Origin of the sequence: Frankia tisae, assembly GCF_025403405.1 — a bacterium.
Taxonomy (GTDB): domain Bacteria; phylum Actinomycetota; class Actinomycetes; order Frankiales; family Frankiaceae; genus Frankia; species Frankia tisai.
The window spans coordinates 1-18,837 of record NZ_JANEZT010000092.1 but is presented as its reverse complement, the minus strand read 5'-3'; the positions used below and the strand labels follow the sequence as shown (position 1 = coordinate 18,837).

Annotated in this window: 12 protein-coding genes and 1 pseudogene; 6 read left to right on the top strand and 7 right to left on the bottom strand. The window is 75.4% G+C overall.

The annotated features are described in order from the left end of the window. Together NBZ85_RS11550 and NBZ85_RS11545 are read left to right on the top strand one after the other, a co-directional pair. Positions 1–592 (top strand): metallopeptidase family protein (locus NBZ85_RS11550; protein WP_261561924.1); only part of this gene is annotated, 592 nt, incomplete at its 5' end. Positions 593–681: 89 nt separating this feature from the next. Beyond that, positions 682–1,992, top strand: a complete 1,311-nt coding sequence (locus NBZ85_RS11545; protein WP_261561923.1) for a type I phosphomannose isomerase catalytic subunit — start codon at positions 682–684, stop codon at positions 1,990–1,992. Between the two features lie 46 nt (positions 1,993–2,038). Here NBZ85_RS11545 and NBZ85_RS11540 read toward each other — a convergent pair whose 3' ends face one another. The 5 genes from NBZ85_RS11540 to NBZ85_RS11520 form a co-directional block, all read right to left on the bottom strand. After that, the gene (locus NBZ85_RS11540; RefSeq protein WP_261561922.1) at positions 2,039–3,697 is read right to left on the bottom strand and encodes a DUF5719 family protein; all 1,659 of its coding nucleotides are present in this window, start codon (positions 3,695–3,697) and stop codon (positions 2,039–2,041) included. Continuing rightward, positions 3,694–7,389 (bottom strand): glycosyltransferase, encoded by a 3,696-nt coding sequence (locus NBZ85_RS11535; protein WP_261561921.1) that lies wholly within the window; start codon positions 7,387–7,389, stop codon positions 3,694–3,696. The genes NBZ85_RS11540 and NBZ85_RS11535 overlap by 4 nt, the downstream gene beginning before the upstream one ends. A gap of 105 nt (positions 7,390–7,494) precedes the next feature. Further along, positions 7,495–8,124 carry a WhiB family transcriptional regulator gene (locus NBZ85_RS33110; protein WP_368861371.1) on the bottom strand — a complete coding sequence of 210 codons (630 nt, stop codon included), beginning with the start codon at positions 8,122–8,124 and terminating at the stop codon, positions 7,495–7,497. Positions 8,125–8,573: 449 nt separating this feature from the next. Further along, the gene (locus tag NBZ85_RS11525; protein WP_261556505.1) at positions 8,574–11,276 is read right to left on the bottom strand and encodes a bifunctional FO biosynthesis protein CofGH; all 2,703 of its coding nucleotides are present in this window, start codon (positions 11,274–11,276) and stop codon (positions 8,574–8,576) included. Positions 11,277–11,534: 258 nt separating this feature from the next. Next, on the bottom strand, positions 11,535–11,831 hold the full coding sequence (locus tag NBZ85_RS11520; protein ID WP_261556504.1) for a hypothetical protein: 297 nt from the start codon (positions 11,829–11,831) through the stop codon (positions 11,535–11,537). 368 nt (positions 11,832–12,199) lie between these two features. Between NBZ85_RS11520 and NBZ85_RS11515 the strand changes: the two genes are divergently transcribed. The 4 genes from NBZ85_RS11515 to NBZ85_RS11500 all read left to right on the top strand — a co-directional run bounded on the left by NBZ85_RS11515 (position 12,200) and on the right by NBZ85_RS11500 (position 16,239). After that, positions 12,200–12,808: a TetR/AcrR family transcriptional regulator gene (locus NBZ85_RS11515; RefSeq protein ID WP_261556503.1), complete on the top strand. Its 609-nt coding sequence runs from the start codon at positions 12,200–12,202 to the stop codon at positions 12,806–12,808. Between the two features lie 111 nt (positions 12,809–12,919). Continuing rightward, positions 12,920–13,906: a 2-phospho-L-lactate transferase gene (cofD, locus tag NBZ85_RS11510; RefSeq protein ID WP_261556502.1), complete on the top strand. Its 987-nt coding sequence runs from the start codon at positions 12,920–12,922 to the stop codon at positions 13,904–13,906. Further along, a complete protein-coding gene (locus NBZ85_RS11505; RefSeq protein WP_372517720.1) occupies positions 13,899–15,254 on the top strand; it encodes a coenzyme F420-0:L-glutamate ligase in 1,356 nt (451 codons plus the stop codon). Before cofD ends, NBZ85_RS11505 begins: the two co-directional genes overlap by 8 nt. Before the next feature lie 172 nt (positions 15,255–15,426). Continuing rightward, the gene (locus NBZ85_RS11500; protein WP_261556501.1) at positions 15,427–16,239 is read left to right on the top strand and encodes a thioredoxin-like domain-containing protein; all 813 of its coding nucleotides are present in this window, start codon (positions 15,427–15,429) and stop codon (positions 16,237–16,239) included. Between the two features lie 31 nt (positions 16,240–16,270). Here the strand turns inward: NBZ85_RS11500 and dnaN are convergent, their stop codons facing one another. Beyond that, positions 16,271–17,464, bottom strand: coding sequence for a DNA polymerase III subunit beta (dnaN, locus tag NBZ85_RS11495; protein ID WP_261556500.1), 1,194 nt, complete (start codon positions 17,462–17,464; stop codon positions 16,271–16,273). Between the two features lie 40 nt (positions 17,465–17,504). Then, positions 17,505–18,837 (bottom strand): annotated as a pseudogene (locus tag NBZ85_RS11490) (sensor histidine kinase); the annotation flags it as partial.

The following is an 18,837-nucleotide window of genomic DNA, read 5'->3' as shown; positions in this document are numbered from 1 at the left end:
GTCGCGCGCCCGCCGGTCGCCCGGCGATCGGCGGGCGCGCGACACCCCGAATGGTGCCGAGGTGGACACGCGCCCGTCGATCGCCGGCCGGAGCCCCTGCCACGAACGCTACGCTCACGGGGTGACCGAGCTCGAGCGGTTCCCGGCGGCGGCCCACCCGATTCCCCCCCGTCGGCGCCGCGATCGCCGGGGTCGGGGCATCCGCGGGGCGCTGCTCCCGTCCGACGTGCCCGCCTACGCCACCCGCGGGGATCGCTTCGACGACTTCGTGCTGGACGCCGTCGAGCATCTCGACCATCGGTGGTCCGCGGAGCTGTCCGACGTCGAGTTCGCCGTCGAGGACGTGCCGCCGGTGGCGGTGGCCGACACGGAGATCCCGCTCGCCCGGTACCAGCCGGCCACCGGAAAGGGCCGCTCGAGCACTCCCCGCCGCATCGTGGTATATCGCCGGCCCATTGAGGCCAGGGCGGTGGACAGCGAGGACCTGGCCGAACTCGTGCTGGACGCGATCATCCACGAGGTGGCCGAGATGATGGGGGTCGATCCAGCCGTGATCGACCCGGAAGGCCACGGCTGGGGCGAGGAGGAGTAACCCGCCCACCGCCCGCGCCGGGCAGCGGCCACCGCCCGCGCCCCGAGAGCAGAACCCCGCCCAGCGAGCACGCCCGTCCGAGGGAGACCGTGACCAGGAACCCCGCGTCCACGTCGCCCGCCGGTGAATCTTCCGGTGCGGGCCCACAGGTGCCGGCGGGGCCCCCCCGCCTGCTCGTGCTGCACGGCGCCGAGCAGCCTTACGCGTGGGGGTCGGCGACGGCCATCCCCGAGCTGCTCGGCACCCCCGCGGCCGGGGGTCCGGTCGCGGAGTTGTGGCTCGGGACCCATCCCGTGGCGCCGGCGCTCGTCGAGGCGGACGGCGCCCGCCGCCCGGCCGCCGACCTCGTCGGCCCGCTGCCGTTCCTGCTCAAGGTCCTGGCGGCGGACAAGGCGCTGTCGCTGCAGGTGCATCCCGACCAGGCGCAGGCCGCCGCGGGCTTCGACGCGGACGACGCCGCCGGCCTCGCCGTCGACGATCCCCACCGGCGCTACCGCGACCGCAACCACAAGCCCGAGCTCATCGTTGCCCTGTCGCCGTTCCGGGCGCTCGCGGGGGTCCGGGATCCGGCGCGCACGCTCGCGGTCGCGGACGGGCTGGGGACCCCGGCCCTGGTAGCCGCCTTCCGCCCCCTCGCGGACGATCCTGCCGCCGGCGCGGCCACGGTGCTGCGAACCCTGCTGACCATGCCCGCCGGCCCCGCCGGGGAGCTGATCGACGCGCTCGTCGCGGCGGCCGAGCGGCTGCGCCGCGCGTGCGGCCGGGGCTCGGCCGGTGGCGGGAGCCACGGCGGACCGGCTCTCGACAACCCGCGCGATGGCGGCGAGGACGACCTCGCCCGGGCGGCGGACCTGATCGGGCGGCTCGCGGCGGTGCACCCGGGCGACATCGGCACCGCCGCGGCGTTGCTGCTCAACGACGTGACCCTGCGCCCCGGCGAAGGGCTGTTCCAGCCGGCCCGGATGCTGCACGCCTACGTCGCCGGGCTCGGCATCGAAATCATGGCCACCTCGGACAACGTGCTGCGCGGCGGGCTGACTCCCAAGCACATCGACGTCGACGAGCTGCTGCGGATCCTCGACCCCGGGCCGAGCGACGCACCGATCCGGACCCCCCGCACCATCGCGGCCTTTCCCGGCGGGCTGCTGCGCGGCTGGGACGTCCCCGTCGCCGACTTCGCCCTCACCGAGGCCGTCTGTACCGGCGGCGGCGTGCCGGTGGGGTGCCCGACGGTGCTGCTCGCGGTCGAAGGACGGGTCGAGGTCACCGCGACGGCCGACGACGGGACCGCCGTTGCCCCGCTGGAGCTGCGCCGCGGCGGATCGGTGCTGGTCGCGGGCCGCGCCGCGGTCACGCTGACCGGCGTCGGCCGGGTCTTCCTCGCCGCACCGGGCCACTGACCGACAGCTCGCCGCCGCTGTTCGGGGTCCGCCTGCGGCGGGCCCCTCAGCGGTAGGGCAGGGCCGGGTCGGCCACCGCCGGCGGGGCGTCGAGCAGCCGCGGCGCTCCCTCCAGCGCGACGACCGCGGACAGGATTTTCGGCAGCACCAGCGGGCGCGCGGCCTGCCCGCCGGCGTCGTCGGCGGCGTCGCCGGCGGCGTCGGCTGGCGTGTCCTGAGGCGACGCGGTAGACGGGACCGGTGCCTGCTCGGCGCCCACGGCCCCGGCCGGGGCCGGTGGCCGGGCGGTGCCGACGACCGCGGTCGCGACCAGCGGTCCGCCAACCGCGACGAGGCGTCCCCCGGCTGGTCGCGACGGCCCGCGGACCAAGGCGACCGTCCCGGCCCGCAGCCGGATGGGGTCACCGTCGAGCCAGGCCGTCACGGGCCCGGCCGGCGCGGCGAGCACGACGGCCCCGGCGGCTCCCGCCGGCGGCGACGGCACGCCAACCACCGCGTCGGGCGCGGTGCCGGCGCCGGCGGTGGGCCCGGCCGCGCCGGACAGCCCGATGCCCCGACCGAACGCATCCAGACCGCGGCGCCCCGACGCGGCGTCGAGCCGAACAGCGCCCGCCCAGGTCGACACGCCCGCCCAGCCCGAGGCCACGCCCAGCTCGGCGACCACCGGGGCGGCACCCGTGGCCGACTCGACGAGAACCGCCGACGCCCCACCCGGCGGCAGCGGCACCGGCATGGTGATCGCGCCGGTGGCCGGTACCCGCACCGCTTCCAGGCCCACCGGGGTGTGCCGGCCGGACACGGTCAACACGCTGACACGCACGGTGGCCGCCCGGTCGGGCGCGGCAAGCACCAGGCGCGCCGCCGGGCCGGGCGGTCCCGCCGGGACAACCACCCCGCCGAGTAGCAGCCGGCGGGCCGGCGGGGCGGTCACCGGCACGAGTCGGGGTGCGGTGAAAGGACCGCCGATGCTCGACCGGTCCACCATCCAGGCGAGCACCCGACCGGAGCGCACCTCGACGTCGAGTGCCGTCACGGCGGCCTCCGGCGCGAGCGCGGCGAGCCGGCGGGTCACCGCGTGCCCGGGCGGCACGGAGATGTCCTGCGGCGCGATGGCCGTGCCGTCCGTGAACACCCGCACCCCGACCTGCGCGGGCTGATCGGCCAGGTTCGACAGGATCACGACCGGGTCGCGGCCGGCCATGGTCGACGGTCCGGCGAACCAGCTACTGGCCTGTGGCGGGGTGCAGCGCGCCCGCACCGGGCCCGCGCCGTCACCGGTCCCCGTGACGATTGCGGACAAACCCGGCGCCGAGGTGCCCCGGGCGGACACGAGCAACGAGCCGCGGTCACCCGTCGTTGCAGCGGACGGCAGGGTCAGCGCCGCGCCGCCGAGCCGGGTGCGCAGCTCGGCGGGCCGGGTGGCGACCCGCACCCGACCGTCGGCCGTCCCCGCGGTGCGCACGGCGAGGCCGAGGGGACCGGCCAGCACGGGGTCGCGGGCACCGGACGGCGTCGTCGTCAGCTCCGGGCAGGCCAGCAGCGCGGCCGACACGGGCCAGTTACCGGCCGGAGCGGGGCTGACGCCCTCGTCTGCGAGGAAGGCCCCGCCGATCCCGACGACGGCCACCGACACGAGCACACGAGCGGCGGCGCGGCGCCGCAGCGGCGACCTGGCGGCGCCGGGCCCGCCTGATGGGGACGTCATGGGGCCTCCTCCAGCGATCCCGATCCCGATCCCGATCCCGATCCGCGGCCGGCGCGACCGATCTCACGCCCGGACGGGCCCGTGGTGGGTGGCGCGCCGGTGTCCGGTGGGGAGCGACGCGGCCGGCGTGCGGCCGCGATGCCCAACAGCAGCAGCGCGCCAAACGCCACGGCCTGCGCGAGTACCAGCTCGTGCGCGCGGCCGTCGTCACGGTGAAGACGAACCGTGCCACCCTCGGCGGGCAGGCGGAAGCCGGCCGCCCAGCCCCAGGCGGCGAACGGCCGCAGCGGTCGGCCGTTCAGCCAGGCGCGCCAACCGGCCCCGGCCGGCGCCGCGAGGATCAGATCCCGTTGCGGGGCCCGCGCGGCGCCGGGCAGGGCCGCAACGCGGCCGCCGGGCGGCAACCGGCGGGCCGTGGTCGGGGCCGCCGGCAGCGGCTCGACCACCAACGTCCCCGGCGTCCCCGGCGTCCCCGGCGTCCCCGGCGTCCCCGGCGTCGTGGAACTCCCGGTGGGATCCGGCAGAGCCGCCCGCGGCTGGAGATCCGAGTCCACGACGAAGGCCGGCGGGACGGCAGCGGTGGCTCGCCGGGACGCCGGCGCCGGCGCCGCCTGGTCGGGGGTGGTCGCCGGGCGCCAGAACAGCACGCCCGGACGGGCCCGGTCCCGCAACAGCGACGGGGTCGCATCGAGGCGGGTGACGAGGTCCGCCGGCGCGTCCATGGCGGGAACGGCGATCGCGGCGACGCCGAGTAGCGGCAGCCAGCCGGCCGCCTGGTCACCGCCGACCGCCAGATCGGCGACGACGTCGGCGAGGAAGGTGGCCGCCCTTCGAGGCGGGCGAGCCTGGCCGGCCGGGAAGCGGGGACCGTCGGCTGCGGCGAGGATGTACCGGATCAGGCCGGACCGATCGGACCGGTACAGGACGAGGAGGCTGGACCCGGCCGGCGCGGTCCGGGTCTCGGCCTGGACCGCCCGCACCATCGCCGGCGGACCGGTGTCCGACCAGGGGACCGCGGTCGCGGTGACCTCGGTGGCCGCTCCCCCGGCGTCATCGGCGTCATCGGCCCGGTCCAGGGAGCCGGCCCGGTCCGCGGGGATGGCGGAATCCCGGCTCCAGGAGGTCGGGCTGGCGCGCCACCCCGGGCCCGCGGCGAGATGGCCGGCGGCGAGCCCGGCGGAGCCGACGAGGATCAGCGCCGTCACCGGGAAGGCGACGATCCGGGCCAGCCGGCCGGTGCCCGGGCCCGCCCCGGCCCTGGGGGCTTCTCCCCGACCCCGTGGGGCGTGGACCGGGCGGCACGCGTTTGCCGCCGCGAGCAGGGCACCGGCGAGGACGAGGCCGTACTGCGGGCCGGCCCACCAGCCCTCGCCGCCCGCGACCCGCTGATCTGCGTCCCCGGCGAGGCGCGAGGTGAGCAGTACGGCGAGCAGACCCAGTGCGGCCAGCGACCAGCCGATCCGGCCGGCCCGCCCCGACCCGTCCCGGCCGGACCACCGGCCCAGCAGCCAGCAGATCAGGCAGCCGGCCAGGAATCCGACCACGGCGGCCTTCGGGCGTTCTCCCGCGCCCGCCACCAGCGCGACGGAGTCCTGGGGGAACCGGGCCAGTGCCGCCGGCGGCTCGGCGCGGATCCCCGCGCCGCCCGCGTACAGCGTCGGGATCAGCGGAATGATCGTCGCTGGGAGCGCAGCGGCGACGTCGGGCAGCCGCCGGCGGACCGCAAGCAGCGCCGCGGCCGGGAGGCCGATCCACACCAGGGGCGCCATCGACGGAGCGCAGGCGACGAAGCCGACCAGGCAGACGGCCAGCAGCCAGATCGCCCGCAGGCGACCGCCGGCCAGCCCGGCGCGGCCGCGCAGCACCGAGTCGGTGGCGGCGAGCACGGCTGGGAGCAGGATCAGCGCTCCGACGGTGTCGCCGCGGCCAGCGGCGACCGAGCCGGTCATCACCGGGCTGGCTCCGTAGGCGGCGGCAAGCCCGAAGCGGGCGGCTGGACGCGGACCGAGCCGGGCGAGCGCCCGGTACGCGGTCAGACCGGCAAGCGCCGGCCCGGCGGCGAGCAGGAGCCAGTCCGCCGTCGCGGGCCGGCCGCCGAGCAGGCTCGCGGCGGCGGCGAGCAGCGCGGTCCACGGCGGGGGCGGCCCCGTACCGTCGAGCGGGACGCCGGCGGTGCCGACCCGGCCGGACCAGACCGCCGTCCACAGGTCTCGGGCGCCGGCGGGCAACGGCAGGCCCGCGCCGAGCACGTCCGCGGGCAGGCCGCGCATCGCGACCACGCCGACGACGCCAAGCAGGCACGCGAGCAGGACCGTCGCCCGGGTCGATCGCCGGCCGGGCGGGGTGGCCACCAGACCGCCGACCCCGGCCGGGACGTGGTGGCGCGCGCTGAGCTCACCAGCCCCGCCGTCGAGGAGGCCCGCTGCGGGGCTCGGCGCAGCTGATCCGGGTCGGCGCCGCAGGCGGCCGGGGAACAGGGAACGGATGGCGTGGTGCGAGACCGCGCGGGTGCGCCCGGCGCGCCGGCGCATCCGCGCCAGCTCGCGGGGCGGGCCCAGCACGGCGAACGGCAACGCCACCTCGATGGCCGCCGACCGCAGCCGCCCTCGCGACACCAGGCCAAGCGCCCGCAGGAGCGCCGCGACGAGGATGGCGACCTCGGCCCCGGGCAACAGCGGCCACGCCGTGTTCGCCAGGCGGACCCGGAGCGCACCGGCTCGGTCCGCCGGCACCCACGCCCGCCGGGCCCGCAAGTCCCGCCGGCTCTGCCGATGCCGAGAGCCGGCCGGAGCGCCGGTGACGGCCGCGGGAGCCCCGGCCGGAGCTCCGGCTGGGGCGGGAGCGGCCGCCCTGGCGGGGGGGACGACCTCGGCGCGGGCGGTCATCGTCGCCATGGGGACGACGACGACCCGCAACCCGGCGCGGGCGGCCCGCCAGCCGAGGTCGATGTCGTGGCCGCCGTCGAGCTCGGGGTCGAGACCGTCGAGCAGCCGCCAGGCGGCCGCCCGGATGAGCATGCCGGCGCTGGCCACGGTGAGCACGTCGCGCACCCCGTCACGCTGGCCCCGGTCGATCTCGCCGGGCCGCACACCGGTGTACCGGCGGCCCGCGCGGTCGACGCTTACCCCCGCCTCGAGCAGGATCGACTCCGGCGGCGAACCGGATGACGACGGCCCCGGGCGCCCGACGCGGAGTTTGGGGCCGAGCACGGCGGCGCCGGGGTCGAGCCGCGCGCAGGCCAGCAGGGTACGCAGGGTGTCGGGAGCAGGCAGGGCGCCGTCGTCGAGCAGCCAGACATAGCCCTCCCGCGGCGGCCCGCCGATGCGCGCCAGGCCCGCGGCCACCGCCACCCCGAGACGGGTGCCGGCGGGAAGCTGGACGACGGTCTCCGGGCCGGAACCCGCCGCTTCTCGCAACACCCCGGGCACCGACGGCGCGCCGGCCCCATCACCTGGGATGCCGGCCCCATCACCTGGGATGACTGCGGGGACCGCAATCGTTTCAGTCGGGGATGCGCCGCGCGGCCGTGGAAGGTGGACGGCAGCCGGCAGCGCGGCATCGGCACCGCCGCCGATGCGGACCTCGACGACCTGCAGGTCGAGGGCCTGGTCGGGCGGCGGTGCCTGGGTCGACACCGCCGCGCGCAGGGTCTGCGCGGCGCCCGGCCGGCCGCCGTGCACGCAGACGGCCACGACCCGGGTCGTGGCCGCCGGCAGACATGGTCCGGGCGGGTCCGCGAGTGCACGCGGCGCGGCCGGGCCGCCCACACCCTGCCGAACGCCACCCACCGCCCGGGTTCAGACCGCTCGACGCCGTTGCTTGCGTCGCTCCCGTTCGGACATTCCGCCCCAGATCCCGAACCGTTCGTCGTTCTCCAGGGCGTACTCGAGGCACTCGGCCCGGACCTCGCAGCCCGAACAGATGCGCTTCGCCTCCCGGGTCGAACCACCCTTCTCAGGGAAGAACGCCTCGGGATCCGTCTGCGCGCACAGGGCGCGCTCCTGCCACTCCATCGCCTCGCCGAGCAGGTCACCCAGCCCCAGATCGATCACTGGGGCGAGGGTGTCCGGCGCGTCGCCGATGGGGTCGCCGACGGCCTCGACGGCCAGGTCGTCGGCGTCGAGATCGTCGACGGCCGGGTCGTCGTCGACGTCGACCTCGCCGCCCGCGCGAACGATGACGTCAACATCTGCCTCGGCCCTCGGGCCGGAGGCAATCGGGGTGGCACCGGTGGCCAGGTCGGGCGAGCCCGACCTGGCCGGCGGAACGCTGGCCGCAGCCAGTTGGGACCGCAGGTACGGCTCCGGTGTGGCCTGGGTGGGCCGTTCGGCATGCACCCGCTCGGAGTGGTCACCGAACGGGTCATGCTCAGCGGGACGCTCGACGTCCGCGAGGACGGTGTGGACGCCCGCGTCGGTGTGCTCCATGGGGACTCCTCCAGACCCGTCGCGGTGCGGTCGGCCACCCCCTGGGCGCCGGCGCGCAGGTGACTGGTTCCACACCGGTCAGGCGACGCACTACCGCACGAACCTCGCCAGCGAGGGGAATGACACGCCGGTAATTACACGCTCCCGAATCGGTCGCGTCAACCCCACCAGCGCAACATCTTCTACAACCAGCGATGAGACCATAGCTCACAGTCACTGCGCACCATCGCCGAGGGTCCGGACAGCCTTCCAATCAGTAACTGTGTGCAATCGGTCCGACGGCGATGACCGCATTATGCCGCCTGAAGCTAACGGACATAAAGGGCCTAAACGGGCAAGGACGCAAGCAGACAACCGTGGTGAACCTATACCGGCCAGGCATCACCTCCGGCCAAGCCGACCCTCGCGACTACTTAGAGTAGTTTCTGCTGGCGCCGACTTGGCGGGTGTCAGGACACCACCGGCAGCATGGTCCGGACGGGGCCGCCCCGGGCAGCGTGAAAGCGCTCGTCCGGGACCCGCCCATACGTCGTGGTCCGTTGCCGAGCGGGACGACCCGCCCCGGCGGCCACCTCCTCCAGTTCAGCCACGGATCGCCGCGAGCCGTGCTGGGAGCCGGCCATCCGGCTGATCGTCTCCTCCATCAGCGTCCCGCCGATGTCGTTCACCCCACCGGCGAGCACCGAGCGGCAGCCGTCGACGCCGAGCTTCACCCAGGAGCACTGGATGTTGTCGATCGACCCGTGCAGCAGAATGCGTGCCATCGCGTGCACCGCCCGGTTCTCCTGCACCGTGGGGCCCGGCCGGGCCACGCCGGCCAGGTAGATCGGCGAGCTGTGGTGGACGAACGGCAGCGCGACGAACTCGGTGAAGCCCCCGGTGGAATCCTGGATGCGGCGCAGCAGCCGCAGGTGCGCGACCCAGTGCGCCGGGGTATCCACGTGGCCGTACATCATCGTGGCCGTCGAGCGCAGGCCCACCCGGTGCGCGGTGCTGACCACCTCGACCCAGCTCGCCGTGGGCAGCTTGCCCTTGGTCAGCACCCAGCGGACCTCGTCATCGAGGATCTCCGCCGCGGTGCCCGGGATGGTGTCGACGCCGGCCTCCCGCGCCGCGGTGAGCCAGTCCTCGATGGACATCCCCGTCCGGGTTACCCCGTTGAGGACCTCCATCGGGGAGTACGCGTGCAGATGCAGACCCGGCGCCGCCCGCTTGATCTCGCGGGCGAGCTCGAAGTAGGCGGTGCCGGGCAGGTCCGGATGGATGCCGCCCTGCATGCAGACCTCGGTGGCGCCCACCGACCACGCCTCGGCCGCCCGGCTGCCCACCTCCGACAGCGACAGCGTGAACGCGTCGGCGTCGCTGCGGCGCTGCGCGAAGGCGCAGAACCGGCAGCCGGTGTAGCAGACGTTCGTGAAGTTGATGTTGCGGTTGACGATGTAGGTCACGTCGTCGCCCACCACGTCGCGGCGCAGCCCGTCCGCGAGCAGGCAGAGCTCCTCCAGCGCCGCTCCCTCGGCCCCGAACAGGATCAGGGCCTCGCTGTCGGTGATCCCAGCCGGGTCGTTGCCGGCGCTGCGCAACGCGGTCCGCAGCTCGGGCTCGACCCGCTCCGGCGCACCAGCACCAGCAACGGCGCGGGCCGCGACGGCGCGACTGCCGGTGCCGACGACGCCGTCGACGCCGGTGCCAGCCGCGCTGACCTCCGCCCGCAGCGACTCCCAGTCGCCGTAGACGGTGTCAAAGTCGGCCCGAGTGGCGCTGTGGCGCCCGACGGTGTCCACCGCGGTGTGCAGGTCGACGCGGCCGGTGTCACCGAGACCGCCGTCGGGCTCCTGCCAGGGCCGCCCGGCAGGCCGGGCACCGTCGGCGAGCAGCCCGTCCGGGCCGGCCAGCGCGCGCACGTGCCCGGCGATCCGCGGGTCGAGCCACGGCTCTTCCAGGTGCGACGGGTACACCGTGAGCCGGGGGCGCAGCGTGAAGCCGGCCCGAGCCGTCACCTCGCGCAGCACGTCCAGGTCCGGCCAGGGCCGCTCGGGGTTGACGTGATCCGGGGTGACGGGCGAGACGCCGCCCCAGTCGTCGATGCCGGCGGACAGCAGCAGGGCGCACTCTGCCGTGTCGATGAGGTTCGGGGGTGCCTGCACCCGCATCGTCGGGCCGAGCACGAGCCGGGTCACCGCGACGGCCGCGGCCAGTTCCTCGGCGCCGACGTCGGGCGCCGAACGCATCGCGGTGTCGTCCTTGGCCCGGAAGTTCTGGACGATCACCTCCTGGATGGAGCCGTACCGGCGGGCCAGCCCGCGCAGTTCGAAGATCGTCTCGGCCCGCTCGGCCCGGGTCTCGCCAATGCCGAGCAGCAGGCCGGTGGTGAACGGGATCGACAGCCGGCCGGCGTCGGTGAGTACCCGCAGCCGGACCGCCGGCTCCTTGTCGGGCGAGCCGAAGTGCGCCTCGCCCGGCTGCGACCACAGCCGGGTCGCGGTCGTCTCCAGCATCATGCCCATCGACGGGGCTACCGGCTTGAGGCGGGCGAGTTCGGCCCAGCTCAGCACGCCCGGATTCAGGTGCGGAAGCAGGCCGGTCTCTTCCAGCACGGCGATCGCGACGGCGCGCAGGTAGCCCAGCGTCGAGTCGTAGCCGTGGGCGTCGAGCCACTCCCGGGCCGCGGGCCAACGATCCTCCGGGCGGTCGCCCAGGGTGAACAGAGCCTCGGCGCAGCCGGCCGCCGCGCCCGCCCGGGCGATGTCGAGCACCTCGTCGACGGTGAGGTAGGGCGCGGCCAGACGGTGCGGCACGGTGGCGAACGTGCAGTAGTGGCAGCGGTCCCGGCACAGCCGGGTCAACGGGATGAAGACCTTCGGCGAGTACGTGACGACGCCCGGGCGGCCGAGGGAGGCCAGGCCCGCGTCGCGCACCCGAGCGGCCGACGCACACAGGTCGGCGAGATCCTCGCCGCGTGCGGCCAGGAGCACCGCCGCCTCGACGGCGTCGAGGGTGGCACCGTCACGGGCCCGGCGCAGCGCCCGGCGCAGCGCCGGCGCGGACGGCACGGCGTCGGCGCCCGGCGACGGCTGGGGCAGGCCCGGGTCGGGGCCGGGCTCGGCCGTCGGGCCGCCCACGCCGTCGGGTGTCGCCGCCGTACTGGTCATCATTTCCTCTGGTTCTCCGGTGGTGCCGGACCTGCCGCGGCCCGGCGGGCCCGGCCCGTCACCGGTGTCGAAGGAACACGTGGTTGCGGACATCAACAGAAACGACCACGACACCACAGCGGCGCCGGAACGTGGGGCATGTCGGGGATAGAAGGGATGGAGTCGCGCGGCGGTCAGGTACGCACCCGGCCGGGTCCAGGCAGCCGCGCGGGTCAGGCAGTCGCGCGGGTCTAGCGCGGGTCTAGGGAGTCGCGCGGGTCAGGGAGTCGCACGGCCGGCGGCACGCCATCCGATGCCCGGCCGGCGCAACCGGTCGAGCGTGCCGATCAGCATGTTGGTCCGGCTGCGGGCGGCGAGTACGTCGGTCTCCGCCGCGGCACGGCGGTGTGGCTGGTCGGCCCCGCCGGGGACGGGCGGCTCGGCGGCCATCGCCGCGGTCCGCCGCATCTGCGCCCGGCGGGCGGCGACGACCTGGGGAGCCCGCGCCCCGGCAAGTGCGCGGTTGAGGGAGGCGGACAGGGCTTCGAGGCTCTTGGTGGTCCTGATCTCGGACATGAGGGTCCTTCCAGCGACGTGGAGAGCTCACGTTCACTCTCACAGCACTCTCTAACCGGAATCAAGAGAAACCGGGTGAGGGACGACACATCCCGGCCGGTGCCCTGGCACAGGCGGCGGGACGACGTTCCGGTCATCCCCGGACGACCGCCCAGTTATCCCGGAAGTCCGCCCACAGCAGGCCCCTGACCTGCGGGGATGACGCTCGGCGTCGGGTACGCCCGCCACCGGCCACCCCATAAAGTGATATAAGTCACTTATTATCTGTCGGTGTTTGCCCACCAACCCGCCTGGGTATTGCAGCCCAGCTTGGTGCGCTCTCATTCGAATCACTCCTCTCCCGGCACCGAAGTCGTTACGCTGATCAGGTGCCACGCAACCGCCAGGAAGTTCCCCGCGAGGAACGGATCGACGCGCTGCTCGCCGTCGCCGAGGAGCAGTTCCTCGCCCGCGGTTTCGCCGGGACGTCCATCGCGGAGATCGCCCGCTCGGCCGGGATCGAGCCCGGGTCCGTCTACTGGTACTTCCGGTCGAAGGACCACGCATTCGCGGCCGTGCTCAACCGCCTACTCGACGTCGAGGTGGACCGGATCTCCGGCCTGCCCGGCAACCCGGCGGACAAGCTCTTCCTCGCCCTCGACTCGGTGGAACGGCGGCGCACGCTGCATCCCTGCGTCGCCGAGCGCGCCCCGCACGCCGAGCCGGTGATGGAGTACCACGAGCGGTTGCACGCCTGGCTGCAGGGCCTCGCCCTGGCTGCGGTCCACGACTACGTGCCCGAGGCCGACCGGGCGTTGGCCGCGGACGCGGTCGTCGCCACGATCGAGGGTGGCCTGGCCAACCCGGCTCCCAGCCGGCCGACCAGCCACCTCGTGCACTTCCTGCTGGCCTCGTTCTCCCGGGACACCTCACTGACCGGCCGGCCGGAGCCCGGCGGCTGGGTCGCGCCGCTGTTCGCCCGCCCGCGGCTCGGCTGACGCACCTCGGCCTGGCCGGGAACCCACGTTGTCGGCCGACCGCCGCCCCCGTCGGGCCACGGAAGCGGCCGGTGACCCGTCCGGCGGGCGTCGGTGCCAGGATCGCAAGCTGTGAGAGTGACAGCCCTGGCCGGCGGGATCGGTGGCGCCCGCTTCCTGCGTGGCGTGCTCGCGGCGCTGCCCGACGCCGACGTGACGGTGATCGGCAACACCGGCGATGACATCACCCTGCATGGCCTGCGCATCTGCCCCGACCTCGACACGGTGATGTACACCCTCGGCGGCGGCATCTCCGCCGAACGCGGGTGGGGCCGCGAGGACGAGTCGTTCGTCGTGGCCGAGGAGCTCGCCGCCTACGGGGTCGGGCCGGCCTGGTTCGGGCTCGGCGACCGGGACCTCGCCACCCATCTGGTGCGCACCGAGATGCTCGACGCCGGCTACCCGCTGTCGGACGTGGTGCGGGCACTGTGCGAACGCTGGAAGCCGGGGGTGCGGCTGCTGCCGATGACGGACGACCGGGTGGAGACCCACGTGGTCATCGCCGACGACGACGGCCAGCGGGCCGTGCACTTCCAGGAATGGTGGCTGCGGCTGCGAGCCGCCGTACCGGCACAGGCGATCGTGCCGCTGCGGGCCGAGACCGCGAAGCCGGCGCCGGGCGTGCTCGACGCCATCGGCGAGGCGGACGTCGTGTTGCTCCCGCCGTCGAACCCGGTCGTCTCGATCGGCACGATCCTGGCCGTGCCGGGTGTCCGTGACGCCGTGCGGGAGACCGCGGCGCCGGTCGTCGGGGTCTCGCCGATCATCGGCGGGGCGGCGGTGCGCGGGATGGCCGACGCCTGCCTGACCGCCATCGGCGTGGAGACCTCCGCGCAGGCCGTCGGGGTGCACTACGGGGGTCGCGGACGCACGGCGGTGCCGTCCGCGGCGGCCGGTGCAGCGGTGCCCGCGGGGCTGCTCGACGGCTGGCTGGTCGACACGGTCGACGCCGGGGCGGTCGTGCCCGGCGCCACCGTGCTCGCCCGGCCGCTGCTGATGACCGACCTGGCGGCGACGGTGGCCATCGTCCGGTCGGCTCTGGAGGTCGCCGGTGTCTGAGCAGCAGCGGCCCGGGGAATCCGCGGGGGTGCCCCCGAGCGGGACGTTGACGGTGTTCGGGCTGACCGGGATCGGGGAGATCCGGCCGGGTGACGATCTCGCCGCCGCCGTGGCCGCGGCGGTGGCGGCGACCGGCCGGCCGCTCGCCGACGGCGACGTCCTCGTCGTCACCTCGAAGATCGTTTCCAAGGCCGAGGGACGGTTGATCCCCGTCGCCGGTGATCGGGAGGCCGCCCGGCAGGCCGCGATCGACGGCGAGTCGGTCCGCGAGGTGGCCCGCCGCGGGCCGACCCGGATCGTCGAGACGCATCACGGCTTCGTCCTGGCGAGCGCCGGGGTCGACGCGTCGAACATCTCCAAGGACTCCCTCGCCCTGCTCCCGGTCGATCCGGACGCCAGCGCCGCCCGGCTGCGGGCCGGCGTCGCCGCGCTGCTCGGCACGGACGTGGCGGTCGTGATCACCGACACGGCCGGGCGGCCCTGGCGGCGTGGCCTGACCGACATGGCGATCGGCGTCGCCGGCATGGCCGCGCTGCGCAGCCACATCGGCGACATCGACGGCTACGGCAACGAGCTGGGCATGACCGAGGTCGCCGAGGCCGACGAGTTGGCGGCGGCGGCCGACCTGGTCAAGGGCAAGCTCGGTGCCACCCCGGTGGCGGTCGTGCGCGGCTACGGCCGGCTCCCCGACGACGGCACCGGGGCGCGCTCGCTGCTGCGGCCAAGCGGTGAGGACATGTTCCGCCTCGGTTCGTTGGAGGCACGGCGGGCGGCGCTGAGTGAGCGGCGCACCGTGCGGGAGTTCACCGCCGGCCCGGTCGATCCAACCGCGGTCGAACGGGCGGTCGCAGCGGCGCTGACCGCCCCGGCCCCGCACCACACCACCCCGTGGCGATTCGTGCTGGTCACCGCGCGGCGCGCCGCGCTGCTCGACGCGATGGCCGCCGCCTGGGCGCAGGATCTGCGCCGCGACGGGTTCGACGAGGCCGCGGTCGACCGGCGGCTGCGGCGCGGGGACGTGCTGCGACGGGCGCCGCTGCTCATCGTGCCGATCATGGTGCTGGACGGGGCGCATCCCTATCCCGACGCCCGCCGGGCCGCGGCCGAGGAGCGGATGTTCACCGTCGCCGCCGGTGCCGGGGTGCAGAACCTGCTGGTGGCGCTGGCCACCGAGGGGCTCGGCTCCTGCTGGGTCTCCTCGACGCTGTTCTGCGCCGAGGTGGTCGGCGAGGTGCTGGACCTGCCGGCCGGCTGGATGCCGATGGGCGCGGTGGGTGTCGGGCACGCCGCCGCGCCGGCCGCCGCGCGCCCGCCCCGCGATCCGGAGGCGTTCCTCCTGCACCGGTGATCCGCCTGCACCGGTGATCCGCCCGGGTATCCGCTACGACCGGTTACCGGGCGGAACGTGGGGGTATGGAGGTGACGGAGGGCGCCCGAACCAGGCGGTCCGGGTGTCCACCGGCGAGTCGAGCGCATCCTGCTTGCCGGAAGTGGTTCGACAGTTCGTAGGATCAGGTTTCGTGGGTAAGAAGAGCGCCGAGCGCAACGTCCGGCTCGAACAGCTGCGCCGCGAGCAGAAGCGCGTCGAACGTCGGCGCACGCTGCTCATTTACGGCACGTCCGGGTTCGTCGTGGTGGTGCTCCTGGTCGGGATCATCATCTACAGCGTCGCCGACACTCACTCGAAGAACAAGACTCGCGAGGTCGGCTACGTGGCGGCGGCCTCCTCGGCCGCGGCCGCGGCCGGCTGCACCGGCACCGTGAACGACGCGTCCCAGGGCTCGACCCACCTCAGTACGACGGTGAGCTACAAGGCGTCGCCGCCGTCCTCGGGCAGCCACAACCCCGACCCGCTGCCCGACGGCATCTCGTTCTACAACCCGGCGTCGGGCATCCCGGTCGAGCGCGCCGTCCACAACCTCGAACACGGCTTCATCGTCGGGTGGTACGACAAGAGCCTGCCGGCCGCCCAGGTCGAGAAACTGCGGTCGCTGGCCGCCAACGCCGGTCCGCGGTTCATCGGCGTCCCCTGGACCCGGTCGGCGTTCCCGGACGGCAAGCACTTCGTGCTGACCGCCTGGGACCGCACCCAGCGCTGCACCACCGTCTCCGCGGACGTCATCAAGGACTTCGTCGCCAAGCACGCCAACCCGGCTCCGACCGGGGCCACCTGGGACTCGCCGACCGCCCCCGAGTCGGGCGCGCAGGGCGGCACCCTCGACGTGTCGGCCGACGGCCCCCTGACGGCCCAGGGCGGCGCGACGACCGCCACGACCTCGCCGGGCGCCGGCACCATGTCGCTGACCCCCACCAGCCCGACCTCCGCGCCCTGAGCGGCCGGCCGGGCCCGGCCGGCCGCCGGGTTCAGGTGGCCGAGCCGGTGCGGATCGGCATCAGCAGGTAGCGGAAGGCACCCTCGTCGACGGGACCGCCACCGGGCCCGCGCACACCGCCGCTGTCCTTGCCGGTGAGCACCGCCGGCCGGGCGGTGGCCTCGGCCGGGTCCGCGGCCACGAACCCGATGGTCGCCTCGTCGTCCTCCACGGCCCCGAGCCCGTCCAGCAGGTACGAGGGGTTGAACAGCACGGACAGCTCGGGCCCGGAGTATTCGACGGGGATCGTCTCGCTGGCCTGAGCCCCGCCGCCGTCCCCCGCCTCCGCGACGACCTGGTCCTGGGTGAAGGTGAAGCGCAGCGGCGCGGTCCGGGTCGCGACCACGGCCACCCGGCGGACCGCCGCGGCGAGCGCGGCGGTCTGCGCGGTGACCGTGTACGCAGCCGTCTCGGGCAGGAGCTTGCGGTAGTTGGGGAAGGTGCCGTCGATGAGCCGGACGATGGTCTGCCGACCGGCCGCGGCCAGGCCCAGCCGGGCACCCGCCGGGTCGGCGAGGTCGAGCCCGATCACGATCCGGGAGGCGGAGGTGGGCGTGCGGGCCACCTCGGCGAGCACCTTCGCCGGCACGTGCGCCAGGGCCCAGGGATCATCGACGGTCGGCTGCCACGGGATCGCGCGCACCGCCAGCCGGTAGCGGTCGGTGGCCGCCAGGATCAGGCCGCGACCGGAGATCTCCATCCGGACCGCGGTGAGCACCGGCACCGTCTCGTCCCGCCCGGCCGCCGGGGCGACCTGGCCGACCGCCGCGGCGAACCCGAGGGTGTCCACCTCGCCGATGGGGGCGGGGAAGCGCGGCAGTTCGGGATAGTCCGCGAGATCCATCAACGGGACGGTGAAGCGCACGCTGCCGCAACGCAGCACCAGCCGGTCGCCGTCGACGGCGACCTCGACCGTCGTCGCGGGCAGACTGTGCACGATGTCCGCCAGCAGCCGGCCGGGCACCAGGACCCGGCCCGGCTCCTCCACCGCCGCCGTCACCGGCGCCCGCACGGCCACCTCGGCGTCGAAGGCACAGACCAGCAGGCCGGCGCCCGGCTGGGAGTCGGCCGCCTCGAGCAGCAGACCCGTCAGCGCGCTCGGAGTCGGACCCGGGCGGCTCGGGAGATGTCGGGCGGCCCAGCCGGTCGCGTCGGCGAACACGTCGCGTTCCACGCTGAACCTCATGGGGCCGATTGTCCCCGCCATCGGCCGAATATTGCCGCATTCACCGATCGGTGTTGGCCTTCGCCCGGCCGGCGCCGCGTGGGATACCCGTCGCCGGGCCCGTGGTGGCGGCGGCGGTTACCGCCCAGCTCAGCTGCAGGCACAGCTGGCCGTCGTCGTCGTCCACGCTGACCGTCACGGCCGTGGCGCCCGGCCGGTGTGCGGCGTCGGGGACACCCTGGCCGGTGATCCCGCGAGCCCAGTCCGGCGGGATCGCGGTGCCCGCCATGGTGAGCGTGAGGCTCCCTCCGGTGGCATCGCAGATCAGGGTCAGCAGCGCGCGGCGGCCCGGGATCGTCCGCAGTGCCCGCGGCAGCAGGGCTTCCAGCTGGGCGCGCACGGGCGCCGGAGCCGCCCGCAGATCCCCGGCGATCTGGGCGTCGATGCGCACGCCGCGCGATTCCGCGTCGAACAGCGCCGGCGCAAGGTTGCCGAGCGCGGCCGCGTGGCTGGCGACGAGGGTACGGCGGATCATGGCGGCGAACCGCCGGCACCGCTGGCGCACCGCCAGGTCACGCGGATCCAGCAGGCCGTCATGCACCGCCGCGAGCAGCGGCAGTACCTCACGCTCGATCATGCCGAGCGCCCGCGCCCGATCCATCCGGATCCGGACCTCGGCCTCCCGCCCGGCCGCGAGGCGGGCCTCCTGCCCGAGGGCCCGGGCCGCCGCGTCCGCCGAGCGGCGCAGCACCGGACCGCCCATCGCCGCCATGATCTGCAGCGCCGCCATGCCGTTGAGCGCCGACAGGAGCTGCGCGAACGGCAACGGCCCCGCCGCGGCTCCGGACACCATGACGCCGACGAGCGTGGCGGCCGCGCAGGCCAGGGCGGCGATCCACTCGGCCGGCGGCCGGGACACCGTGACCTGCATGAGCAGCAACGGCAGCACCAACACCGGCCAGACCACGAGCCGACTCGCCGCCGGATCCGCGGTGCCGACCAGCACGGCGGTGGCGACCGTCACCGCGAGCCCGCACGCCAAGAGGCCCAGGGCCTCGACCCGGGTGGCCGCCGGGCGGCGGCGCACCCGCCGGGCCACCAGCATGACCGCGGCGCCGAGCAGGAACCACAGCCCGATGGCGACCGGGGACGCGCGCAGCCCGCCGGGCAGCACGAGCAGCACCAACCCGGTGAACGGGTACCAGATCGCGACGGCGGCCGCCACGGCACGGCGCAGGCTCGCGGTGTAGGACCGGCGCAGTTCCTCGGCGGACGGCAGGCCTGGCCCCCGTTCGCGGGCGTGAGCCGACCTGCGGCCGGGCGACGCACGGAGCAGCCAGGCAGGCACGGCCCGGCGGACAGCGGCCGACCCTGCCGATCGGGGCGGTCGGGGC

Excerpts from the sequence above, each read along its gene's own strand:
- NBZ85_RS11540 (WP_261561922.1), bottom strand. The coding sequence starts at position 3,697 with ATGACGTCCCCATCAGGCGGGCCCGGCGCCGCCAGGTCGCCGCTGCGG.
- NBZ85_RS33110 (WP_368861371.1), bottom strand. The coding sequence starts at position 8,124 with ATGGAGCACACCGACGCGGGCGTCCACACCGTCCTCGCGGACGTCGAG.
- NBZ85_RS11525 (WP_261556505.1), bottom strand. The coding sequence starts at position 11,276 with ATGACCAGTACGGCGGCGACACCCGACGGCGTGGGCGGCCCGACGGCC.
- NBZ85_RS11520 (WP_261556504.1), bottom strand. The coding sequence starts at position 11,831 with ATGTCCGAGATCAGGACCACCAAGAGCCTCGAAGCCCTGTCCGCCTCC.
- dnaN (WP_261556500.1), bottom strand. The coding sequence starts at position 17,464 with ATGAGGTTCAGCGTGGAACGCGACGTGTTCGCCGACGCGACCGGCTGG.